The 17,773-nt window shown below is 58.9% G+C and carries 17 protein-coding genes; 14 read left to right on the top strand and 3 right to left on the bottom strand.

Going from position 1 to position 17,773, the window contains the following annotated elements; genetic code table 11:
- Positions 1 to 132 precede the first annotated feature (132 nt).
- Positions 133 to 1,236 carry a PQQ-dependent sugar dehydrogenase gene (locus ACR3E4_RS16590; RefSeq protein WP_480536322.1) on the top strand — a complete coding sequence of 368 codons (1,104 nt, stop codon included), beginning with the start codon at positions 133 to 135 and terminating at the stop codon, positions 1,234 to 1,236.
- Here ACR3E4_RS16590 and ACR3E4_RS16585 read toward each other — a convergent pair.
- Positions 1,233 to 2,237 carry a GlxA family transcriptional regulator gene (locus ACR3E4_RS16585; protein WP_480536323.1) on the bottom strand — a complete coding sequence of 335 codons (1,005 nt, stop codon included), beginning with the start codon at positions 2,235 to 2,237 and terminating at the stop codon, positions 1,233 to 1,235. The genes ACR3E4_RS16590 and ACR3E4_RS16585 overlap by 4 nt on opposite strands.
- Positions 2,238 to 2,405: 168 nt before the next feature.
- On the opposite strand from ACR3E4_RS16585, the gene ACR3E4_RS16580 reads away from it, so the two are divergent.
- Positions 2,406 to 3,776 (top strand): class II 3-deoxy-7-phosphoheptulonate synthase, encoded by a 1,371-nt coding sequence (locus ACR3E4_RS16580; RefSeq protein ID WP_480536324.1) that lies wholly within the window; start codon positions 2,406 to 2,408, stop codon positions 3,774 to 3,776.
- A 55-nt stretch (positions 3,777 to 3,831) separates the two neighbouring features.
- Here the strand turns inward: ACR3E4_RS16580 and ACR3E4_RS16575 are convergent, their stop codons facing one another.
- Complete coding sequence (locus ACR3E4_RS16575) at positions 3,832 to 4,506, bottom strand: PAS domain-containing protein (RefSeq protein ID WP_480567094.1); 675 nt, start codon at positions 4,504 to 4,506, stop codon at positions 3,832 to 3,834.
- Positions 4,507 to 4,738: 232 nt separating this feature from the next.
- Between ACR3E4_RS16575 and ACR3E4_RS16570 the strand changes: the two genes are divergently transcribed.
- From ACR3E4_RS16570 to phoB, 10 genes are all read left to right on the top strand, one after another.
- The gene (locus tag ACR3E4_RS16570; protein WP_480536326.1) at positions 4,739 to 5,629 is read left to right on the top strand and encodes a YicC/YloC family endoribonuclease; all 891 of its coding nucleotides are present in this window, start codon (positions 4,739 to 4,741) and stop codon (positions 5,627 to 5,629) included.
- A gap of 16 nt (positions 5,630 to 5,645) precedes the next feature.
- Positions 5,646 to 6,287: a guanylate kinase gene (gmk, locus tag ACR3E4_RS16565; protein ID WP_480536328.1), complete on the top strand. Its 642-nt coding sequence runs from the start codon at positions 5,646 to 5,648 to the stop codon at positions 6,285 to 6,287.
- The gene (locus ACR3E4_RS16560; RefSeq protein WP_480536330.1) at positions 6,284 to 6,805 is read left to right on the top strand and encodes a gamma carbonic anhydrase family protein; all 522 of its coding nucleotides are present in this window, start codon (positions 6,284 to 6,286) and stop codon (positions 6,803 to 6,805) included. The genes gmk and ACR3E4_RS16560 overlap by 4 nt, the downstream gene beginning before the upstream one ends.
- Before the next feature lie 6 nt (positions 6,806 to 6,811).
- On the top strand, positions 6,812 to 7,843 hold the full coding sequence (locus ACR3E4_RS16555) for a sensor histidine kinase (protein ID WP_480536331.1): 1,032 nt from the start codon (positions 6,812 to 6,814) through the stop codon (positions 7,841 to 7,843).
- A gap of 181 nt (positions 7,844 to 8,024) precedes the next feature.
- The gene (locus tag ACR3E4_RS16550) at positions 8,025 to 9,065 is read left to right on the top strand and encodes a substrate-binding domain-containing protein (protein WP_480536332.1); all 1,041 of its coding nucleotides are present in this window, start codon (positions 8,025 to 8,027) and stop codon (positions 9,063 to 9,065) included.
- Positions 9,066 to 9,154: 89 nt separating this feature from the next.
- Entirely contained in the window at positions 9,155 to 10,627 is a 1,473-nt protein-coding gene (gene pstC / locus ACR3E4_RS16545) for a phosphate ABC transporter permease subunit PstC (protein WP_480536333.1), read from the top strand.
- The gene (gene pstA, locus ACR3E4_RS16540; RefSeq protein ID WP_480536334.1) at positions 10,624 to 11,955 is read left to right on the top strand and encodes a phosphate ABC transporter permease PstA; all 1,332 of its coding nucleotides are present in this window, start codon (positions 10,624 to 10,626) and stop codon (positions 11,953 to 11,955) included. The genes pstC and pstA overlap by 4 nt, the downstream gene beginning before the upstream one ends.
- 42 nt (positions 11,956 to 11,997) lie before the next feature.
- The gene (gene pstB / locus ACR3E4_RS16535) at positions 11,998 to 12,765 is read left to right on the top strand and encodes a phosphate ABC transporter ATP-binding protein PstB (protein ID WP_480567093.1); all 768 of its coding nucleotides are present in this window, start codon (positions 11,998 to 12,000) and stop codon (positions 12,763 to 12,765) included.
- Between the two features lie 16 nt (positions 12,766 to 12,781).
- Positions 12,782 to 13,483: a phosphate signaling complex protein PhoU gene (gene phoU / locus ACR3E4_RS16530; protein ID WP_480536337.1), complete on the top strand. Its 702-nt coding sequence runs from the start codon at positions 12,782 to 12,784 to the stop codon at positions 13,481 to 13,483.
- 11 nt (positions 13,484 to 13,494) lie between these two features.
- Positions 13,495 to 14,184: a phosphate regulon transcriptional regulator PhoB gene (phoB, locus tag ACR3E4_RS16525; protein ID WP_480536338.1), complete on the top strand. Its 690-nt coding sequence runs from the start codon at positions 13,495 to 13,497 to the stop codon at positions 14,182 to 14,184.
- On the opposite strand, the gene ACR3E4_RS16520 is transcribed toward phoB, so the two are convergent.
- Positions 14,181 to 15,092, bottom strand: a complete 912-nt coding sequence (locus ACR3E4_RS16520; RefSeq protein WP_480536340.1) for a LysR substrate-binding domain-containing protein — start codon at positions 15,090 to 15,092, stop codon at positions 14,181 to 14,183. The two genes, phoB and ACR3E4_RS16520, sit on opposite strands and share 4 nt — an antisense overlap.
- 95 nt (positions 15,093 to 15,187) lie before the next feature.
- Here ACR3E4_RS16520 and ACR3E4_RS16515 point away from each other — a divergent pair, with 95 nt between their 5' ends.
- Both ACR3E4_RS16515 and ACR3E4_RS16510 read left to right on the top strand, forming a co-directional pair.
- Positions 15,188 to 16,417 carry an acyl-CoA dehydrogenase gene (locus tag ACR3E4_RS16515; RefSeq protein WP_480536342.1) on the top strand — a complete coding sequence of 410 codons (1,230 nt, stop codon included), beginning with the start codon at positions 15,188 to 15,190 and terminating at the stop codon, positions 16,415 to 16,417.
- Positions 16,418 to 16,574: 157 nt separating this feature from the next.
- Complete coding sequence (locus ACR3E4_RS16510) at positions 16,575 to 17,699, top strand: amidohydrolase (RefSeq protein WP_480536343.1); 1,125 nt, start codon at positions 16,575 to 16,577, stop codon at positions 17,697 to 17,699.
- The last annotated feature ends 74 nt before the right edge of the window (positions 17,700 to 17,773 follow it).

Genomic DNA, 17,773 nt, shown 5'->3' with positions numbered 1-17,773 from the left:
AACATCTTTGTTCTGGGCATGACCCTAGGCAAGCCCCGCAAAAAAGAAAAGCCCTAACGCAAACGTGTTTTTGCCAGCTGTAAACCTATTTATTCTCATGATGATATTTGCTGTGTGCCAAAGGGAGAGATCATGACGTTCAGAACATTTGCGATTTTGGTCCTGCTGTTCACCGCAGGCATGGTCCGTGCTGATATCCTTGAAACCTCAAAAGGTCCGGTGCGGGTCGAACCCATGGTCGAAGAGCTCGATACACCCTGGGCTGTCGGAATATTGCCGGATGGAGAATTTCTGGTGACCGAGCGTGATGGGAAACTGCTTTATGTGTCAAGGGGCAAGACTCAGATCGTGCGCGGCGTGCCGAAAGTCGCTGCAAAGGGGCAGGGTGGTCTGCTGGATGTCACAATCGCGCGGGACTTTGCCCAAACGCGCGAGATTTTCCTGACATTTTCGAAGCCGCAGGGCGGCGGCAAGGCCGGTACGGCGCTTGCGGTGGCGCGCCTGTCAGAGAATGGCGAGCGCCTGACCAAGACGCGTGTCATTTTCGAGACCAGCCCCGGAGGCTCGGGTGGCCGCCATTTCGGATCACGGGTTGTCGAGGCGAATGACGGCACATTGTTCGTCACAATCGGAGACCGCGGTGACCGGCCTCAGGCACAGGACAGATCAAACCACATCGGCACGGTGATCCGTGTGAATCGCGATGGCTCGGTGCCCTCGGACAATCCCTTTGTCGGGCAGGCAGATATTCGGCCTGAAATCTGGACCTATGGGCATCGCAACCCGCAAGGGGCCGATCTGGACGCTCGGGGTCGCTTGTGGACGGCCGAACACGGCGCGCGGGGCGGGGATGAGGTGAACCTGATCCAACCGGGCCGGAACTATGGCTGGCCCGTTATTTCATACGGCACGCACTATTCCGGCGAGGCCATCGGTGAGGGGACGACCAAAGACGGCATGGAGCAGCCGCAACACTATTGGGATCCGTCCATCGCGCCTTCGGGTTTGATGATCTATTCCGGCAAGCTGTGGCCGGGCTGGAAAGGCGATCTGTTCGTGGGTTCGCTCAAGTTCGACTATATTTCTCGTCTGTCCGGGACTTCGCTGCGTGAAGCGGAACAAATCAAGGGGCCCGAGACAGAACGCGTGCGCGACATCGTCGAGGCCCCTGACGGGGCGATCTGGTTCATCTCGGTCGGGCAGGGGGCAGTTTATCGGATGACGCCGAAGGGTTAGACCGAAAGCCGCCCGCTTTGCGCACCACGTTCACGATAAGGCGTGGTATTGTAATGCGCCCTGTAGCATTTCGAGAAATGGCTCGGCGAGGCAAAGCCGCAGGCCAGCGCTACGTTGATCACACTCATATCCGTCTGCATCAGCAGGTTGCGTGCTTTGTGCAGGCGCAGTTCCATGTAATAGCGTTTGGGTGACCGGCTGAGGTAGCGACGGAACAGACGCTCCAGCTGACGTGTAGACATGCCCACATCCTTAGCCAGAGTCGAAGGCGAGATCGGCTCTTCGATGTTCTTTTCCATCATCAGGATGACTTGACTCAGCTTGGGATGCCGCACGCCGATGCGCGTGGGCGTCGACAGGCGCTGGGTGTCCTGATCGGTGCGGATCGAGGAATAGATCATCTGATCCGCAACCGCATTCGCCAGATCCTCGCCATAGTCATCGGCGATGATCTTGAGCATCAGATCGATCGACGAGGTGCCGCCGGCCGTAGTCATTCGGTTTCCGTCGATCTGAAACACAGATTTGGTCAATTCGACCGTGTCGAACTCTTCCGAGAAGCTGTCCGAGTTTTCCCAATGAATCGTTGCGCGCCTGCCTTCCAGCAACCCGGCCTTGGCCAGCGTGTAGGCGGCGGTACACAGCCCGCCGATCTTCACACCCTTGCGCGCCTCACGGCGCACCCAGTTCAGGACCCGTTTGGTGGTCGCCGCCTGAACGTCGACCCCGCCGCAGATCAGGACCACTTCGTCGCGCTGCAATTCCTCAAGATCTGCATCCAGCTTGAAGGTGGTGCCGGCTGAACAATGCACGATGTCCCCGCCTTCACCGGCCAGTGTCCAGGTATAAAGCTCACGGTTGGCCATCCGGTTGGCGATGCGCAGGCTGTCGAGGGCCGATGCAAAGGAAAGCAATGAGAACTTGTCCAGCAGCACAAATACGAAATTCAGCGGCTTGCCCGCGCCCTGATCCACGGTGACAACTTGGCGTTGCTCTTGCATGGCGAACTGTCCTTGATTCGGTGCAGACCGGATTTCCCCGGTTGCAAATATGCCAGCCACCATGCTCAAAGCTTGTTTCCGGCGTCAAGAGGCGCAAATGTGATATGGTCTCTCATCATTGCATTTTGTATAGAGGCCACCTGAAATACCTCAGCGGAGATCAAAGCTATGACCGAATGGCAAAAAACGAACTGGCGCAACAAGCCCCGGGTTCAGATGCCAGACTATACCGACGCGGCCGCGCTGGCCAAAGTCGAGGCGCAGCTTTCGCAGTATCCCCCGCTGGTCTTTGCAGGCGAGGCGCGGCGTCTCAAGCAACATCTGGGTGCCGCCGGTCGCGGCGAGGCCTTCCTGCTGCAGGGCGGGGATTGCGCGGAAAGCTTTGAACAATTCAGCGCGGACGCAATTCGTGACACCTTCAAGGTGATGCTGCAGATGGCGATGGTTCTGACCTATGGCGCCAAGGTGCCGGTTGTCAAAGTAGGTCGCATGGCCGGGCAATTCGCCAAGCCGCGCAGCGCGCCGACCGAAGTGGTGGATGGTGTGGAACTGCCCAGCTACCGTGGTGACATAATCAACGAGCTGGCCTTCACACCCGAGGCACGCATCCCGAATCCGGGCAAGATGCTGCAGGCCTACACGCAGGCGGCGGCGACGCTGAACCTGCTGCGCGCTTTCTCGACCGGTGGTTTTGCCGACATGAGCATGGTGCATTCGTGGACGCTGGGTTTCACGGATGAACAGGACGTTCAGAAATACTCGGAAATCGCCGACCGTATTCAGGACACCATCGACTTCATGGGCGCTGCCGGGATCACGGCGGATACCACGCACGAGTTCTCGACGGTCGAGTTCTACACCAGCCACGAAGGGCTGCTGCTGGAGTACGAAGAGGCGCTGACCCGTCTGGATTCGACCTCGGGCAACTGGCTGGCCGGTTCCGGCCACATGATCTGGATCGGCGACCGTACCCGTCAGCCCGACGGTGCGCATGTCGAGTTCTGCCGCGGCGTTCTGAACCCGATCGGTCTGAAATGTGGCCCCACCACGACCGCAGAAGATCTGAAGGTCCTGATGGCCAAGCTGAACCCCGAGAATGAAGAGGGTCGCCTGACCCTCATCGCGCGTTTCGGTGCCGGCAAGGCGGGTGAACATCTGCCGCGTCTGGTCAAGGCCGTGAAGGAAGAGGGCGCGAAAGTGACCTGGGTCTGCGACCCGATGCATGGCAACACCATTAAATCGGCGACGGGCTACAAGACGCGTCCGTTCGACTCGGTCCTGCGCGAAGTGCGCGACTTCTTCGGCGTGCATCAGGCCGAGGGCACCATCCCCGGCGGTGTGCATTTCGAGATGACGGGCCTGGACGTCACCGAATGCACCGGCGGTGTGCGGGCAGTGACCGAAGAGGATCTCTCGGACCGCTACCACACGGCTTGCGACCCGCGTCTGAACGCCTCGCAAGCATTGGAGCTGGCCTTCCTCGTTGCAGAAGAGCTGACAAATCTGCGTCGCGACAGGGTCAAGCGCGCTGCGAGTTGATCAGGGTCGAGAATGCGGAAAATCTGAACGGCGGGTCATTGGCCCGCCGTTTTGCTTAGTCGTCCCGCGAGGAAACCAGCCGTAAATGCGGTTTGCGGGGCGTAAACTCACTTTGCTGCTCAGCAAAGCCCATGGCCTCATGTGCGGCGGGTTTGGGTGGCTTCCGCAGCTCTGACACCTCTCGCACCCGATGATCGGTGATCGAGAAACGACGCGGCGTGGCCCCGATCGTGCCGTCGCTGAGCATGACACCCAGCACGCGGCTGACATCGCCGAGGTCGCTTTTCAGCGGCAACAGGATCATTCTGGCCTCAAGATTGGTGCGACCCATCTTGCCCTTCGAGGTCAACCCGAGTTCGACTACCGCAGGGGCCGTGAACACTCGGTCCAGATAGGTTTTGACATCATCGCGCGCACTGGGGTCGAAAAACGCGGTCAGCGGCATGCCGCGTACCTCCATCCCGGCCAGCTTGTTCAGGTGGCTTCCAGCCAGACGAAACCGAGCCAGACCCGGAGCGATGCGTTCGAGGATGAACGTATACTCCAGAACATTCTCAAGCCCGCGCGGGTCGATCTGTGACCGCATCGGCACGCCGTCGCCACCGAGCAAGGCGGTCCAATAAGCCTCGGCCTGACGGATAGGGGACAGGCTGCGCCCGCTGTCAAATCGGTCCATCGCGACGATCTTTCCAAATCCTGAGCCAGATCCGTTACCAAAAAAGGTTTTCATTTCATCACCCTACCATCACTCAATCGCGATTTTCCTAAAATGCCATCTATCGGGCAAAGCCGGAATTCGCCAGCGGCTGCGATTGTCAAATTGACACGGGTTAATACAAATTTGGAGTAATTCTTTAACGAATGGTTAACCGATTGGTCGACAGCGAGAAATGAGCAGGGTCTTGCCCCCCGCCCGCCGATGGCATTAGGTGCGGCGAGCGGTTTTGACGGAAAGGGCAGGCATGATCAAATCCATGACCGGTTTCGCCTCGGGCAAAGGGGCGTTCGGGCCCCATAGCTGGGGTTGGGAACTGCGCAGCGTGAACGGCAAGGGGCTGGATATGCGACTGCGTGTGCCTGATTGGCTGACCGGGCTCGAGGCCGCGCTGCGTGGCGATCTGTCGAAGCGGGTCAGCCGGGGCAATGTGACCCTGTCGCTGCGCCTCAGCCGGGAAGAGAGTGCCTCGGAAATCAAACTGAACGTGGCGGCGATGGAGGCTGCATTGGATGCGTTGGCCCAGACCGAGGCCATGGCAGGCGCGCGCGGTATCGAGCTGGCCGGGTCGAAGGCCAGTGACCTGTTGGCGCTGAAGGGGATGCTGGAGGCGGGCAGCGAAGATGACGATCCGGCACCGCTGGTCGCGCAACTGAAATCCGAATTCGCCGGATTGCTGGCCGCCTTTCTGGATATGCGAAAGGCCGAAGGGCAGGCGCTGGCCGGCATCCTCAGCGGTCAGTTGGACCAGATTGCGCAACTGACAGACACAGCCGCAAATCTGGCTGAGCAGCGCCGGGATGAAATGGCGCAAGCGCTCAAGGATAATCTGGCGCGTGTTGTCGACAATGCGCAAGGTGTCGACGCTGAACGGGTCGCGCAAGAGCTGGCCTTGATCGCCGTCAAGGCCGACATCACCGAAGAAATCGACCGTCTGGCAGCCCATGTCGACGCTGCGCGCGCGCTGTTGGATCAGGACAGTCCGGTCGGGCGAAAGCTGGATTTCCTGATGCAGGAATTCAACCGCGAGGCCAACACGCTCTGTTCAAAATCGCAAAATGCCGAGCTGACCGCTGTCGGGCTTGAACTGAAGGCAGTGATCGATCAGATGCGCGAACAAGTTCAGAACGTGGAATAGGAACGAGGGCAAACACATGGCAGATCGCCGCGGTCTATTAATCATCCTGTCCTCGCCTTCGGGTGCAGGCAAATCCACGCTGGCGCGTCGTTTGATGCGGTGGGACAGCGATCTGGAATTCTCGATCTCGGCCACCACCCGCGCCCCGCGCCCGGGTGAAGAGCATGGGCGCGAATATTACTTCCTGTCCGAGGATGCGTTCAAGCAGCAGGTCGCAGAGGGCCAGATGCTGGAACATGCCCACGTCTTCGGCAATTTCTATGGCTCGCCCGCTGAACCTGTCCGCGAGTCGATCAACAAAGGCCGCGACGTATTGTTCGATGTTGACTGGCAGGGTGAGGTGCAGATCCGGAATTCGGATCTGGGCAAGCATGCTTTGTCGATCTTCATCCTGCCCCCCTCGATACCAGAACTTCGGCGCAGGCTGGAAAGCCGTGGGCAGGACAGCGACGACGTGATCGCCAAGCGGATGCTGAAAAGCTGGGATGAGATCAGCCATTGGGGCTATTATGATTATGTCCTGATCAACGACGATCTCGATGCCACCGAAGAAAAGCTGAAAACCATCATCAGCGCCGAGCGGATGCGCCGCATTCAGCAGCCGCGCCTGCAGAACCATATCCGCACCTTGCAAACCGAATTCGAGGATCAGTCATGACGATCTATGCATTGGGAGAGCATCAACCGCAGATTCACGAGGATACCTGGGTCGCACCCGATGCCAATCTGATCGGAAAGGTGGTGCTGGAGCAAGGCGCCTCGGTCTGGTTCGGCAGCACCATCCGCGCCGATCATGAAGAAATTCGCGTAGGCGCGGGCACTAACGTGCAGGAAGACTGCGTGATGCATATCGATGCCGGATATCCGCTGACCATCGGGGCGAATTGCACCATCGGGCACAAGGTGATGCTGCACGGCTGCACGATCGGAGACAACACGCTGATCGGCATGGGTGCTATCGTTCTCAACGGGGCAAAGATCGGTAAAAACTGCCTGATCGGGGCTGGGGCGCTGATCACCGAAGGCAAAGAGATACCCGACAACTCACTGGTCATGGGGACACCGGGCAAGGTGGTCCGGCAGCTGGACGAGGAGGCGGCGCAGCGCCTGACCCTCAGTGCGCAGCATTATCAGGACAACATGCGCAAATTTCGTGAAATGCTGAATCCGGTCTGACGCCGCATGCCTGAACCCTTGTTCACCGAGTTGGTCACAGCCATCCCGATGCCCGCCTTGCTGGTCGACGAAGCTGAACGGATCGCCGCAGCCAATACCGACGCGCGGAGCCTGCTGGGGGCGGCGATTGAGGGGCGGCACTTCGCCACGATCCTCAGGCAGCCTCTGGTCATCGATGCAATTGAACAATGTGTGCGGTCAAAGCGGCCCAGCAACGCACGGCACCTTTCGAATGATGGCGCGCAGGATACGACCTTTGAGGTTCAGTGCCGGTACATGGCCAGTTCAAATGTTGCGCTGGTGGTGTTTCAGGATATCACGCACCTGGAACAGGCAGGCCAGATGCGACGGGATTTCGTGGCCAATGTCAGCCATGAGCTGCGCACGCCGTTGACCGCTCTAATGGGTTTCATCGAAACCCTGCGCGGACCCGCGCGCGACGATACGGCAGCCCGCGAGCGATTTTTGCAGATCATGGCGGATGAGGCCAATCGCATGAACCGGCTGGTCGGAGACCTTCTGTCACTGAACCGGGTAGAAAGCGAAGAGCGGGTCAGGCCCAAGGAACCTGTCGAGTTGACGGGCCTGATCCAATCCACCCTGAACACGCTGCGGCCACTGGCGGATGATGCCGGTGTAAAACTGTCGCTCGACGCCCCTGATGATCCGGTGACGATTGCGGGAGATAGTGATCAACTGCGTCAGGTTCTGACCAACCTGGTGGAAAATGCGATCAAATACGGCGGCAGCGGCGGCGTGGTGAATGTGGTCGTTACATTGTCTGAGCGCGATACTGCGATGCGCGGTGCCGCGGTTCGTATCCGGGTCATAGACCAAGGACCGGGAATCGACGCCAAGCACCTGCCTCGACTGACCGAGCGATTCTATCGGGCCGACAGCCATCGCTCTCGCGAATTGGGGGGCACGGGTCTGGGACTGGCCATCGTCAAGCACATCGTCAATCGCCATCGCGGTCGGCTGCGGGTTGAAAGCGAAGAGAGGCAGGGCGCTGTATTTACGGTGATACTGCCCCGTTAAGCTCAGACCTGGTGCAGACGTCCGGGCTCTGACGGCGCGTCAAGTTAAGAAATTCTGGATATTTCCTGACTTGTCATGAAACCGTTACATACCTGTCACAAAAGGCTTACGCGCGACTCTTAGGGCTTTGCGCAGATCATCATGGGGGTGATCAGTACCCATCCTTGTCAAGGAGACTGAAATGTCCTTTGTAAAACTGTCGGCTTCTGCGCTGGCAATCGCCACCGTCTCGGCAACCGCCGCTGCTGCACGTGACAATATTCAGGTTGCCGGTTCGTCCACCGTTCTGCCTTATGCGTCGATCGTGGCCGAGCTGTTTGGCGAAAATACCGACTTCCCCACACCGGTCGTTGAATCGGGCGGTTCGTCCGCAGGCCTCAAGCGTTTCTGCGAAGGCGTTGGCGAGCACACGATCGACGTCGCAAACGCGTCGCGTGCGATCCGCGAAAAAGAGATCAAAGCCTGCGCTGAAAATGGTGTGACCGACATCATCGAAGTGCGCATCGGCTATGACGGCATCGTGTTTGCAAGCCAGCAGTCCGGCCCTGCCTTCTCGGCCTTCCAGCCTGCGGACATCTACAACGCCATCGGCGCAAAAGTCATCAAGGACGGCGCGCTGGTCGACAACAGCTACAACCGCTGGGCCGAGTTCAACGGCGACCTGCCGGACGTCGAGATCGCGATGTTCATCCCCGGCACCAAGCACGGCACCCGTGAAGTGTTCGAAGACAAGGTTCTGCTGGCAGGTTGTGAAGCAACCGGTGCCATGGAAGCCATGATTGCAGGCGGTATGAGCGAAGACGATGCCGAAGACGCGTGTCTGGACGTGCGTACCGATGGCAAGTCGGTCGACATCGACGGTGACTACACCGAGACTCTGGCCCGCATCGACACCAACCCCAACGGCATCGGCGTGTTTGGTCTGGCGTTCTACGAAAACAACACCGACAAGCTGAAAGTGGCTACCATGGGTGGCGTCGCCCCGTCGACCGAGACCATCGCATCGGGTGAGTACCCGGTGTCGCGCCCGCTGTTCTTCTACGTCAAGAAAGCGCATATTGGCGTGATCCCCGGCCTGAAAGAATACGCTCAGTTCTTCACGCATGATGAGATCGCAGGTGGTTCGGGTCCGTTGGCCAATTACGGTCTGGTTGCTGACCCCGAGTTGGCGAACACTCAGGACGCCATCGCGAACGAAGTGACCATGGGTTCGGGCAGCTAAGTCCAGACCCCATCTAAAATGACAGGGGGCGGCGCAGGGTGTCGCCCCGCTTTTTACCTCAAATCCCGATCAAGACCTGTGGGGGTGCCATGCCAATTCTTTGGCTCATTCTGATCGTGCTTGCGATTGCTGCCGTTGGATACGTGTTGGGCCGCAGGCGCGCCTTACAAAGCGGCGGCGGAGAAATTCGGGCCTTGCATTCGCTTCCATCGTTCTACGGCGCGAACGTGGCGCTTAAAACGATCGTACCCGCAATTGGTCTGCTGATCGTCTGGCTGCTGGTGCAGCCGCTTTATGTAAATTCTCAGGTCTCGGGAATGATCCCGGAAACGGCGGTCAAGGACGGCTCTTCCCTCAGCCTCGTCATGGCCGAGGTGCGCCGCACGGCATATGGCCTGGACAGTGCAGTGGCACAGGGTCATCTCACCGAAGAGCTCGCGCAGAATGCGCGCGCGGATACCTCCGATATTACCCAGCGGCTTAAGGACGCCGGTCAGGTGGTGACCTCGGATATCACGCAGCCGGTGTTGCGCGGGGCGCAGAGCTATCGGGCGATGAATTCCACCGGTTACGCGATCATGTCGGTTGCGGTTCTACTTGTGGCGCTGGCCGGTGTCGCGTTCAGCTGGTTCCAGACGCACTCCGATTACCGCGCGCGTAACGTTGTTGAGCAAGGGATTCGCGTGCTGTTGTTGGCGGCCGCCTCAATCGCGATCCTGACAACGGTCGGAATTGTGTTGTCGCTGATCTTCAACACATGGGAGTTCTTCAAGCTCTACCCGGCATCCGAGTTCTTCTTCGGCACCACCTGGGCCCCCAGTTTCTCGGGGCGGGGCGGCGCGTCCGATCTGGGCATCATCCCGCTGCTGTGGGGTACGTTCTATATCTCGCTGGTCGCACTGCTGGTGGCTGTACCGATTGGCCTGTTCGCTGCGATCTACCTCAGCGAATATGCCTCGCCCCGCGTCCGTTCCTTTGCCAAGCCGCTGCTTGAGGTTCTGGCTGGTATCCCGACCATCGTTTACGGCCTGTTTGCCTTGCTCACCGTTGGTCCGCTGTTGCTGAGCGTATTTGGCGACGACGGATTGGGTTGGATGAAGGCCGGTACTGCCGTGATGACGGCCGGTCTGGTCATGGGCATCATGCTGATCCCGTTCGTGTCCTCGCTGTCAGACGACATCATCAACGCGGTGCCGCAGGCCATGCGTGACGGTTCTTACGGGCTGGGGGCCACTCAGTCCGAGACCATTCGTCAGGTCGTTCTGCCCGCAGCGCTGCCCGGCATCGTAGGTGCAATCCTGCTGGCCGCCTCGCGCGCCATTGGTGAGACCATGATCGTGGTCTTGGGGGCAGGGGCCGCCGCGCGTCTGGACCTGAACCCGTTCGAGGCCATGACCACCGTCACCGCAAAGATCGTCAGCCAGTTGACCGGCGACGCTGATTTCGCGTCGCCCGAGGCCCTTGTGGCCTTCGCGCTTGGCATGACCCTGTTCATCCTCACGCTGGGGCTGAACGTCTTCGCCCTTTATATCGTGCGCAAGTATCGGGAGCAGTACGAATGACCGACACCAGCATGCAAAGCCCCGAAACAGGCCGCCATTCGGTTTCCCTAACGGCCACCGACGCCCGGACCAAGAAACGTGCCGCTGCAGAAAAGCGTTTTCGCGCCTATGGGATCGTCGCGATTGCAACAGGCCTGTTCTTTCTGATCGTGCTGTTTGCCTCGATCCTGTCACAAGGCATTCCGGCCTTTCAGCGCACTGTGGTCAGCGTCGAATTCACGCTGAGCCCAGCCCAGCGCGACGAGGCGGAGGGAACCCTGTTCAAGACCAAGGCCTATTCCAACCTGTTCATTGCAGAGCTGAATGAGCAACTGGCTGAAAGCGGTATCACCGTTGATTTCGACGAGGCTGCAATCGAACGTCTTCTGGGCAAAATCGGAGGGACAATCCGCAGCTTTTATGCCGATAACCCCAATAAACTGGGCGAGCCGGTCATGTTCGATCTGGCGGCCTCAAGTCGGGTGGATGGTTATTTCAAAGGCCGCGTGTCGCGTGACACCCTGCAGGACAGCCGTTTCCTGCAGCTCAGCGATCTGGATCTGGTGGACGCGCTGAAAGAGGCGGGCATCATCAGGCAGGCCTTCAACTGGCCCTTCATTACCGGAGCGGATTCGGGCGTGGATAACCCCGGCGGTGCAGGCATTGGTGCCTCGGTCGTGGGGTCGTTCTTCATGATGCTGGTGGTACTGTGCCTGTCGCTGCCAATCGGGGTCGCCGCATCGATCTATCTGGAAGAATTCGCGCCGCAGAACAAATTTACCGATCTGATCGAGGTGAACATCTCGAATCTGGCCGCTGTTCCGTCGATCGTATTCGGTATTCTGGGTTTGGCGGTGTTCATCCAGTTCATGCACCTGCCGCAATCGGCGCCGCTGGTCGGTGGTCTGGTGCTGACGCTGATGACCTTGCCGACGATCATCATCTCGACCCGAGCGTCGCTGAAGGCGGTTCCGCCGTCGATCCGCGATGCGGCGTTGGGGGTAGGGGCCTCAAAAATGCAGGCGGTGTTCCATCACGTGCTGCCGCTGGCCGCGCCGGGTATCCTGACCGGGACTATCATCGGTCTTGCGCAGGCGCTGGGTGAAACCGCTCCGCTGCTGCTGATCGGCATGGTGGGCTTTGTCGCCCGTGGCTATCCCGATGGATTCGTCGCGGGTTTCACCGAGCCGAACTCTGCCATGCCCGCACAAATCTATACCTGGGCCGCGCGCGCCGATGTTGGTTTCTATGAGAAAGCTTGGGGCGGTATCATCATCCTTTTGATGTTCCTGCTGACCATGAATATCATCGCAATCATCCTGCGCCGCCGCTTTGAACGCCGCTGGTAAGAGGGGGCTGAAATGAACCACATGACACAAGTGGAGAGAGCCGTGGACTCCAAGAATATCAAGATCAACGCCAAGCAGGTTCAGGTCTATTACGGCGAAACCCACGCCATCAAAGACGTGAGCGTCGACATTGAGGACAAGACCGTGACGGCTTTCATCGGCCCCTCGGGTTGCGGCAAATCTACCTTTCTGCGCTGTCTCAACCGAATGAACGACACCATCGATATCTGCCGCGTTCAGGGCGATATCCTGCTGGATGGCGAGGATATCTATGACAAACGCGTCGACCCGGTGCAGTTGCGCGCCAAGGTGGGCATGGTGTTCCAGAAACCGAACCCGTTCCCCAAGTCGATTTATGACAACGTGGCTTATGGCCCGCGTATCCACGGCCTTGCCAAGAATAAGGCGGAGCTGGATGACATCGTTGAGAAATCCCTGCGCCGCGGTGCCATCTGGGATGAGGTCAAGGATCGTCTGGACGCCCCCGGCACCGGCCTGTCTGGCGGTCAGCAGCAGCGTCTGTGCATCGCCCGTGCCGTCGCGACCGAGCCCGAGGTTCTGTTGATGGACGAGCCCTGCTCGGCGCTGGACCCGATTGCAACCGCGCAGGTCGAGGAATTGATTGACGAGCTGCGCTCGCGCTATTCGGTGGTGATCGTGACCCACTCGATGCAGCAGGCTGCGCGGGTCAGCCAGAAAACGGCGTTTTTCCATCTGGGTAATCTGGTTGAATTTGGTGAGACCGGGCAGATCTTCACCAACCCCGAAGATCCAAGGACCGAAAGCTACATCACTGGCCGGATCGGCTGAGTACAGGATTATTGCGATGAGCGAACAACATATTGCATCCGCGTTCGACCGCGACCTCGAGACCATTCAGGCGCATATCATGAAGATGGGCGGGCTGGTCGAAGCCGCCATCATGGGCGCCGCCCGGTCGTTGGAGACCCGCGACGAGGAATTGGCCAAGGAAGTGCGTCAGGGCGACAAGGCCATCGACGCGCTGGAAGAGCTGATTGACGAAGAAACCGCGCGTTTGATCGCGTTGCGTGCACCCACGGCGGGCGATCTGCGGCTGGTACTGTCGGTGCTGAAAGTATCGGGCAATCTGGAGCGGATCGGCGATTACGCCAAAAACATCGCCAAACGGACCACGGTTCTGGTCAATGCCGGTGAAATCAGCGGCAGTGCCGCTGCCCTGCGCCGCATGGCGCGTGAGGTTGAGCGGATGCTGCGCGATGCGCTGGACGCCTATATCCAGCGCGACGCCGAACTGGCCACCGATGTGATCGAACGCGATCTGGAAGTCGACCAGATGTATAACGGGCTGTTTCGCGAGTTCCTGACCTTCATGGCCGAAGATCCGCGCAACATCTCGTCCTGTATGCATCTGCATTTCATCGCCAAGAACATCGAGCGTATGGGCGACCACGTTACCGCCATCGCCGAACAGGTGGTCTATCTGGTGACCGGCGAACGGCCCACCGAGGCGCGGCCCAAGGCCGACAACACCTCGCAAACGATCTAGGAGACAGGCTCATGTCCGCTGATCAACCGACGGTGCTGGTGGTTGAGGATGAGTTGGCGCAGCGCGAAGTGCTGGCCTACAACCTGGACGCAGAAGGGTTTCGCGTTACGCGCGCAGCCAACGGGGAGGAGGCCTTGCTGCTGGTCGAAGAAGACCGCCCGGACATCATCGTTCTTGACTGGATGATGCCCAGCCTCAGCGGGATTGAGGTCTGCCGGCGTCTCAAGATCCGACCCGACACCCGTTCGATCCCGATCATCATGCTGTCGGCGCGGTCCGAGGAAGTGGACAAGGTGCGCGGTCTGGAAACCGGTGCGGACGACTATGTGGTCAAGCCTTATTCCGTCGTTGAGCTGATGGCACGGGTGCGCACCCAGTTGCGGCGCGTGCGGCCTGCGACAGTGGGCATCCGACTGGAATATGACGACATCATTCTGGATTCGGAAACCCACAAGGTCAGCCGGGACAACAAACCGTTGAAATTGGGCCCGACCGAGTTTCGCCTGCTCAGCACCTTCATGGAAAAGCCGGGCCGGGTCTGGAGCCGTGAGCAACTGCTCGACCGGGTCTGGGGCCGGGACATCTATGTCGATACGCGCACGGTGGATGTTCATATCGGTCGCTTGCGCAAGGCCCTGACGCAGCATGGCGGCGACGATCCGGTGCGGACAGTGCGCGGGGCAGGGTACGCGTTAGGCTAACGGGGTAACGTTTCTTCGGCCTGGGCCTGTGAGGCGAGCCAGTGACGGAATTGCCGCAATGACTGGTCACGCGACTTGTCGTGGGGCCAGACCAGATAATAGGCGCCCAGCGTTTCGATGGCATCGGGAAACGCGGCGACCAGATTGCCGGTCGCAAGGTCCTGTTCGATCAGATAGTTGGGCAACAACGCAACGCCCAGACCATGCAGCGCGGCCTGATTGATGGTGTTGAACTGATCGTGCACCGTCCCGGGCAGGGGATGCGGAGGCTCAACACCCATTTGCCGGAACCACTCTTGCCAGGCCTGCGGGCGCGTCTGGATATGCAGCAAGGGCAGTTTGAGCAGATCGTCCGGTGACGACAATGTTCCCTGCGGCAGCAATTCGGGCGCGCAGACGGGTAAAACCCGTTCCATCTTCAGCAACAGCCGCTCGGTTCCCGGCCAGTCCGGTTCGCCAAAATGCAATGCGGCATCAAAGGGTTCCGATGCGAAATTGAACGGCCTCAACCGGGTTGTCATGTTGATAGTTATGTCTGGATGCAGACGCGCAAAATCGGGCAGGCGCGGAACCAGCCAGCGCATCCCGAAGGTTGGCAGGATCGCCAGATTCAGCGTTCCTCCGACCGGTGAGACGTGCAGCTTCAACGCTGCCTGCGCGATCTGGGACAAAGCCGGGCGTATCTCTTGCACGTAATCCTGTCCGGCCTTCGTCAGCGACAATCGCTTGCGGCTTCGGCTGACGAGTTCTGCGCCCAGATGAGTCTCAAGTGTCTGAAGCTGCCGGCTGACAGCGCTTTGCGTCAGCGCCATTTCTTCGGCCACCGCCGAGGCCGAGCCAAGCCGGTCCAGCGCCTCTAGTGCGCGCAGGGCCGAGATTGGAGGTAGGACAGGGCGACGTATGCTCATCTATGCGTTTTAGTCATGAAAACGTGCAAATGTCTCGCTGTTTTTTGAGGAAACCTCAGATTATGATGCGCCAAACGCTAAACCGGAGATACGCCATGAACGCGCCAGAGACCAAACCCGTCCTGCGGGCAAAAGACGCGCCCGAATTGGGCAATTTCAGCTGGGACGATCCTTTTCGCCTCTCCGATCAGTTGCAAGAAGATGAACGTTTGGTTGCCGAAAGCGCCCGCGCATATGCGCAGGAAAAACTGCAGCCGCGGGTGACGCAGGCGTTCCAGAACGAGGAAACCGACCCTGAGATTTTCCGCGAGATGGGCGAAATGGGTCTGTTGGGTACCACCATCCCCGAGGAATATGGCGGCATTGGCGCCGGATATGTGACCTATGGTCTGGTCGCGCGCGAGGTCGAGCGGGTGGATTCCGGCTATCGCTCGATGATGTCGGTGCAAAGCTCGCTGGTGATGTATCCGATCTATGCCTATGGCAGCGAAGAACAGCGCCGGAAATACCTGCCGAAACTGGCCAGCGGAGAATGGATTGGTTGTTTTGGTCTGACCGAACCGGATGCAGGGTCGGATCCCGCCGCGATGAAAACCCGCGCCGAGAAGATCGATGGCGGCTATCGACTGTCCGGTACCAAGATGTGGATTTCTAATTCTCCGATCGCGGATGTTTTTGTCGTGTGGGCCAAGTCGGACGCGCATGACGGCAAGATCAGGGGCTTTATTCTGGACAAGAACACCAAGGGTTTGAGCGCGCCGAAGATCGAAAACAAGCTAAGTTTGCGGGCCTCGATCACTGGTGAGATCGTTATGGACGGCGTGGAGGTTGGCGAAGAGGCGCTGCTGCCGCATGTTCAGGGTCTGAAAGGGCCGTTCGGATGTCTGAACCGCGCACGTTATGGGATCAGTTGGGGTGTTATGGGCGCAGCCGAGAGCTGTTGGCATGCGGCGCGTCAATATGGTCTGGATCGTAAGCAATTCAATCGTCCACTGGCGCAGACACAATTGTTCCAACGCAAACTGGCCGAGATGCAGACGGAAATCGCCTTGGGTCTTCAGGCAAGCCTGCGCGTTGGGCGTTTGATGGATCAAGCCGAAGCCGCGCCCGAAATGATCTCGATCATCAAGCGCAACAACTGTGGCAAGGCACTGGATATCGCGCGGATGTCTCGGGACATGCATGGCGGCAACGGAATCTCGCTCGAGTTCCAGGTGGTGCGCCACATGATCAATCTGGAAACGGTCAACACCTATGAGGGGACGCATGACGTGCATGCGCTGATCCTTGGGCGGGCACAGACCGGGCTGCAGGCGTTCTACTAAGCCGCTTTCCCGCCGGCACGTTCACACCTGAATGCAGACAGACGTGCCGGCCAAAGGCGTAAATACTCCAGATATGTCCGGGCAATGAAACCTTCCATTTACTTGACAAAGAACGCCGAATTGCCGTTGATCCCTTATTCCTAAGGGAGCGTTCCTGATGCTTGATCTCATCGCATTTCGCCGTGATTTGCACGCCCATCCCGAGATCGGGTTCGATCTTGACAGGACACCGCGCCGGATTGCCTCTGAGCTGAAGCGCGCAGGGCTTGATGTGGTTTGTGGAATTGGCCGCACCGGGCTTGTTGCCACTTTGCGTCGCGGTTCCGATGAAACGGCCATAGGTTTTCGGGCGGACATGGACGCGCTGCCGATACATGAGGCCAACAGTTTTGCATATCGCTCGAACACGGATGGGAAATTTCATGGCTGCGGTCACGATGGCCATAGCACCATGCTGCTTGGTGCCGCGCTAAAGCTGGCGGCTGATCAATCCTTGAACCGCACGGTTCACTTCATCTTTCAGCCGGATGAAGAAAACGGAAATGGTGCCAGGGCGATGATCGACGACGGCCTGTTCGAACGCTTCCCCATGACCTCAATTTTTGGGCTGCATAACTTGCCGGGAATGGAGCTAGGTCACTTCGCAACACAGTCCGGTCCGTTCTGTGCTTTTGAGGATAATTTCGAAATCAGTGTTCAGGGGCAGGGTGGACATGCGTCGATGCCCGAGAAAGGGATCGATCCAATTGTGACGGGATCTGCAATTGTCATGCAGTTGCAATCCATCGTCTCCCGGTCATTGCCGCCAAGCGAACATGGTGTGGTATCCATAACCGAGTTCCTCACCGATGGCGCCCGCAACATTCTGCCAAGCAACGTAACCTTGCGAGGGGACTGCCGCGGGTTTTCCAAAGAAGTGTCTAAAACCATCGAAAGCAGAATGCGCGCAGTTGTCGAGGGCGTATGTGCTGCGCAAGGCGCACAGGCGCAGGTCAGCTATTCGACCTCGTTCAGACCGCTGGTCAATGAAGCAAACGCGACCGACATAATCTCAAAGGCCGCCGGTGAGGTTGGAACCGTAGATGCAGATTATGGGCGCGTTGGATTCTCAGAGGATTTTGCAGAGTTCCTGGCTTATCGGCCGGGTGCATTTATTCTGATGGGTAACGGCGTCGAAGGATCCTCAGCGATGCCGCTTCACAATCCGTCATATGACTTCAATGATGAAGCCATCAGTTATGGCGTGGAGTTTTGGTGCAGTCTGGCACATCTTAACCACTGATCCGCTTAGAGAGAACGGGTACTTGGGTCGTGTATTCGTGTGCAATCATGTTGCAACCAAGTAGAAATGTCACC

Source organism: Ruegeria sp. AP11 (assembly GCF_056535865.1).
The sequence above is the reverse complement of the archived record's forward strand: the minus strand, read 5'-3'. Positions and strand labels throughout refer to the sequence as shown.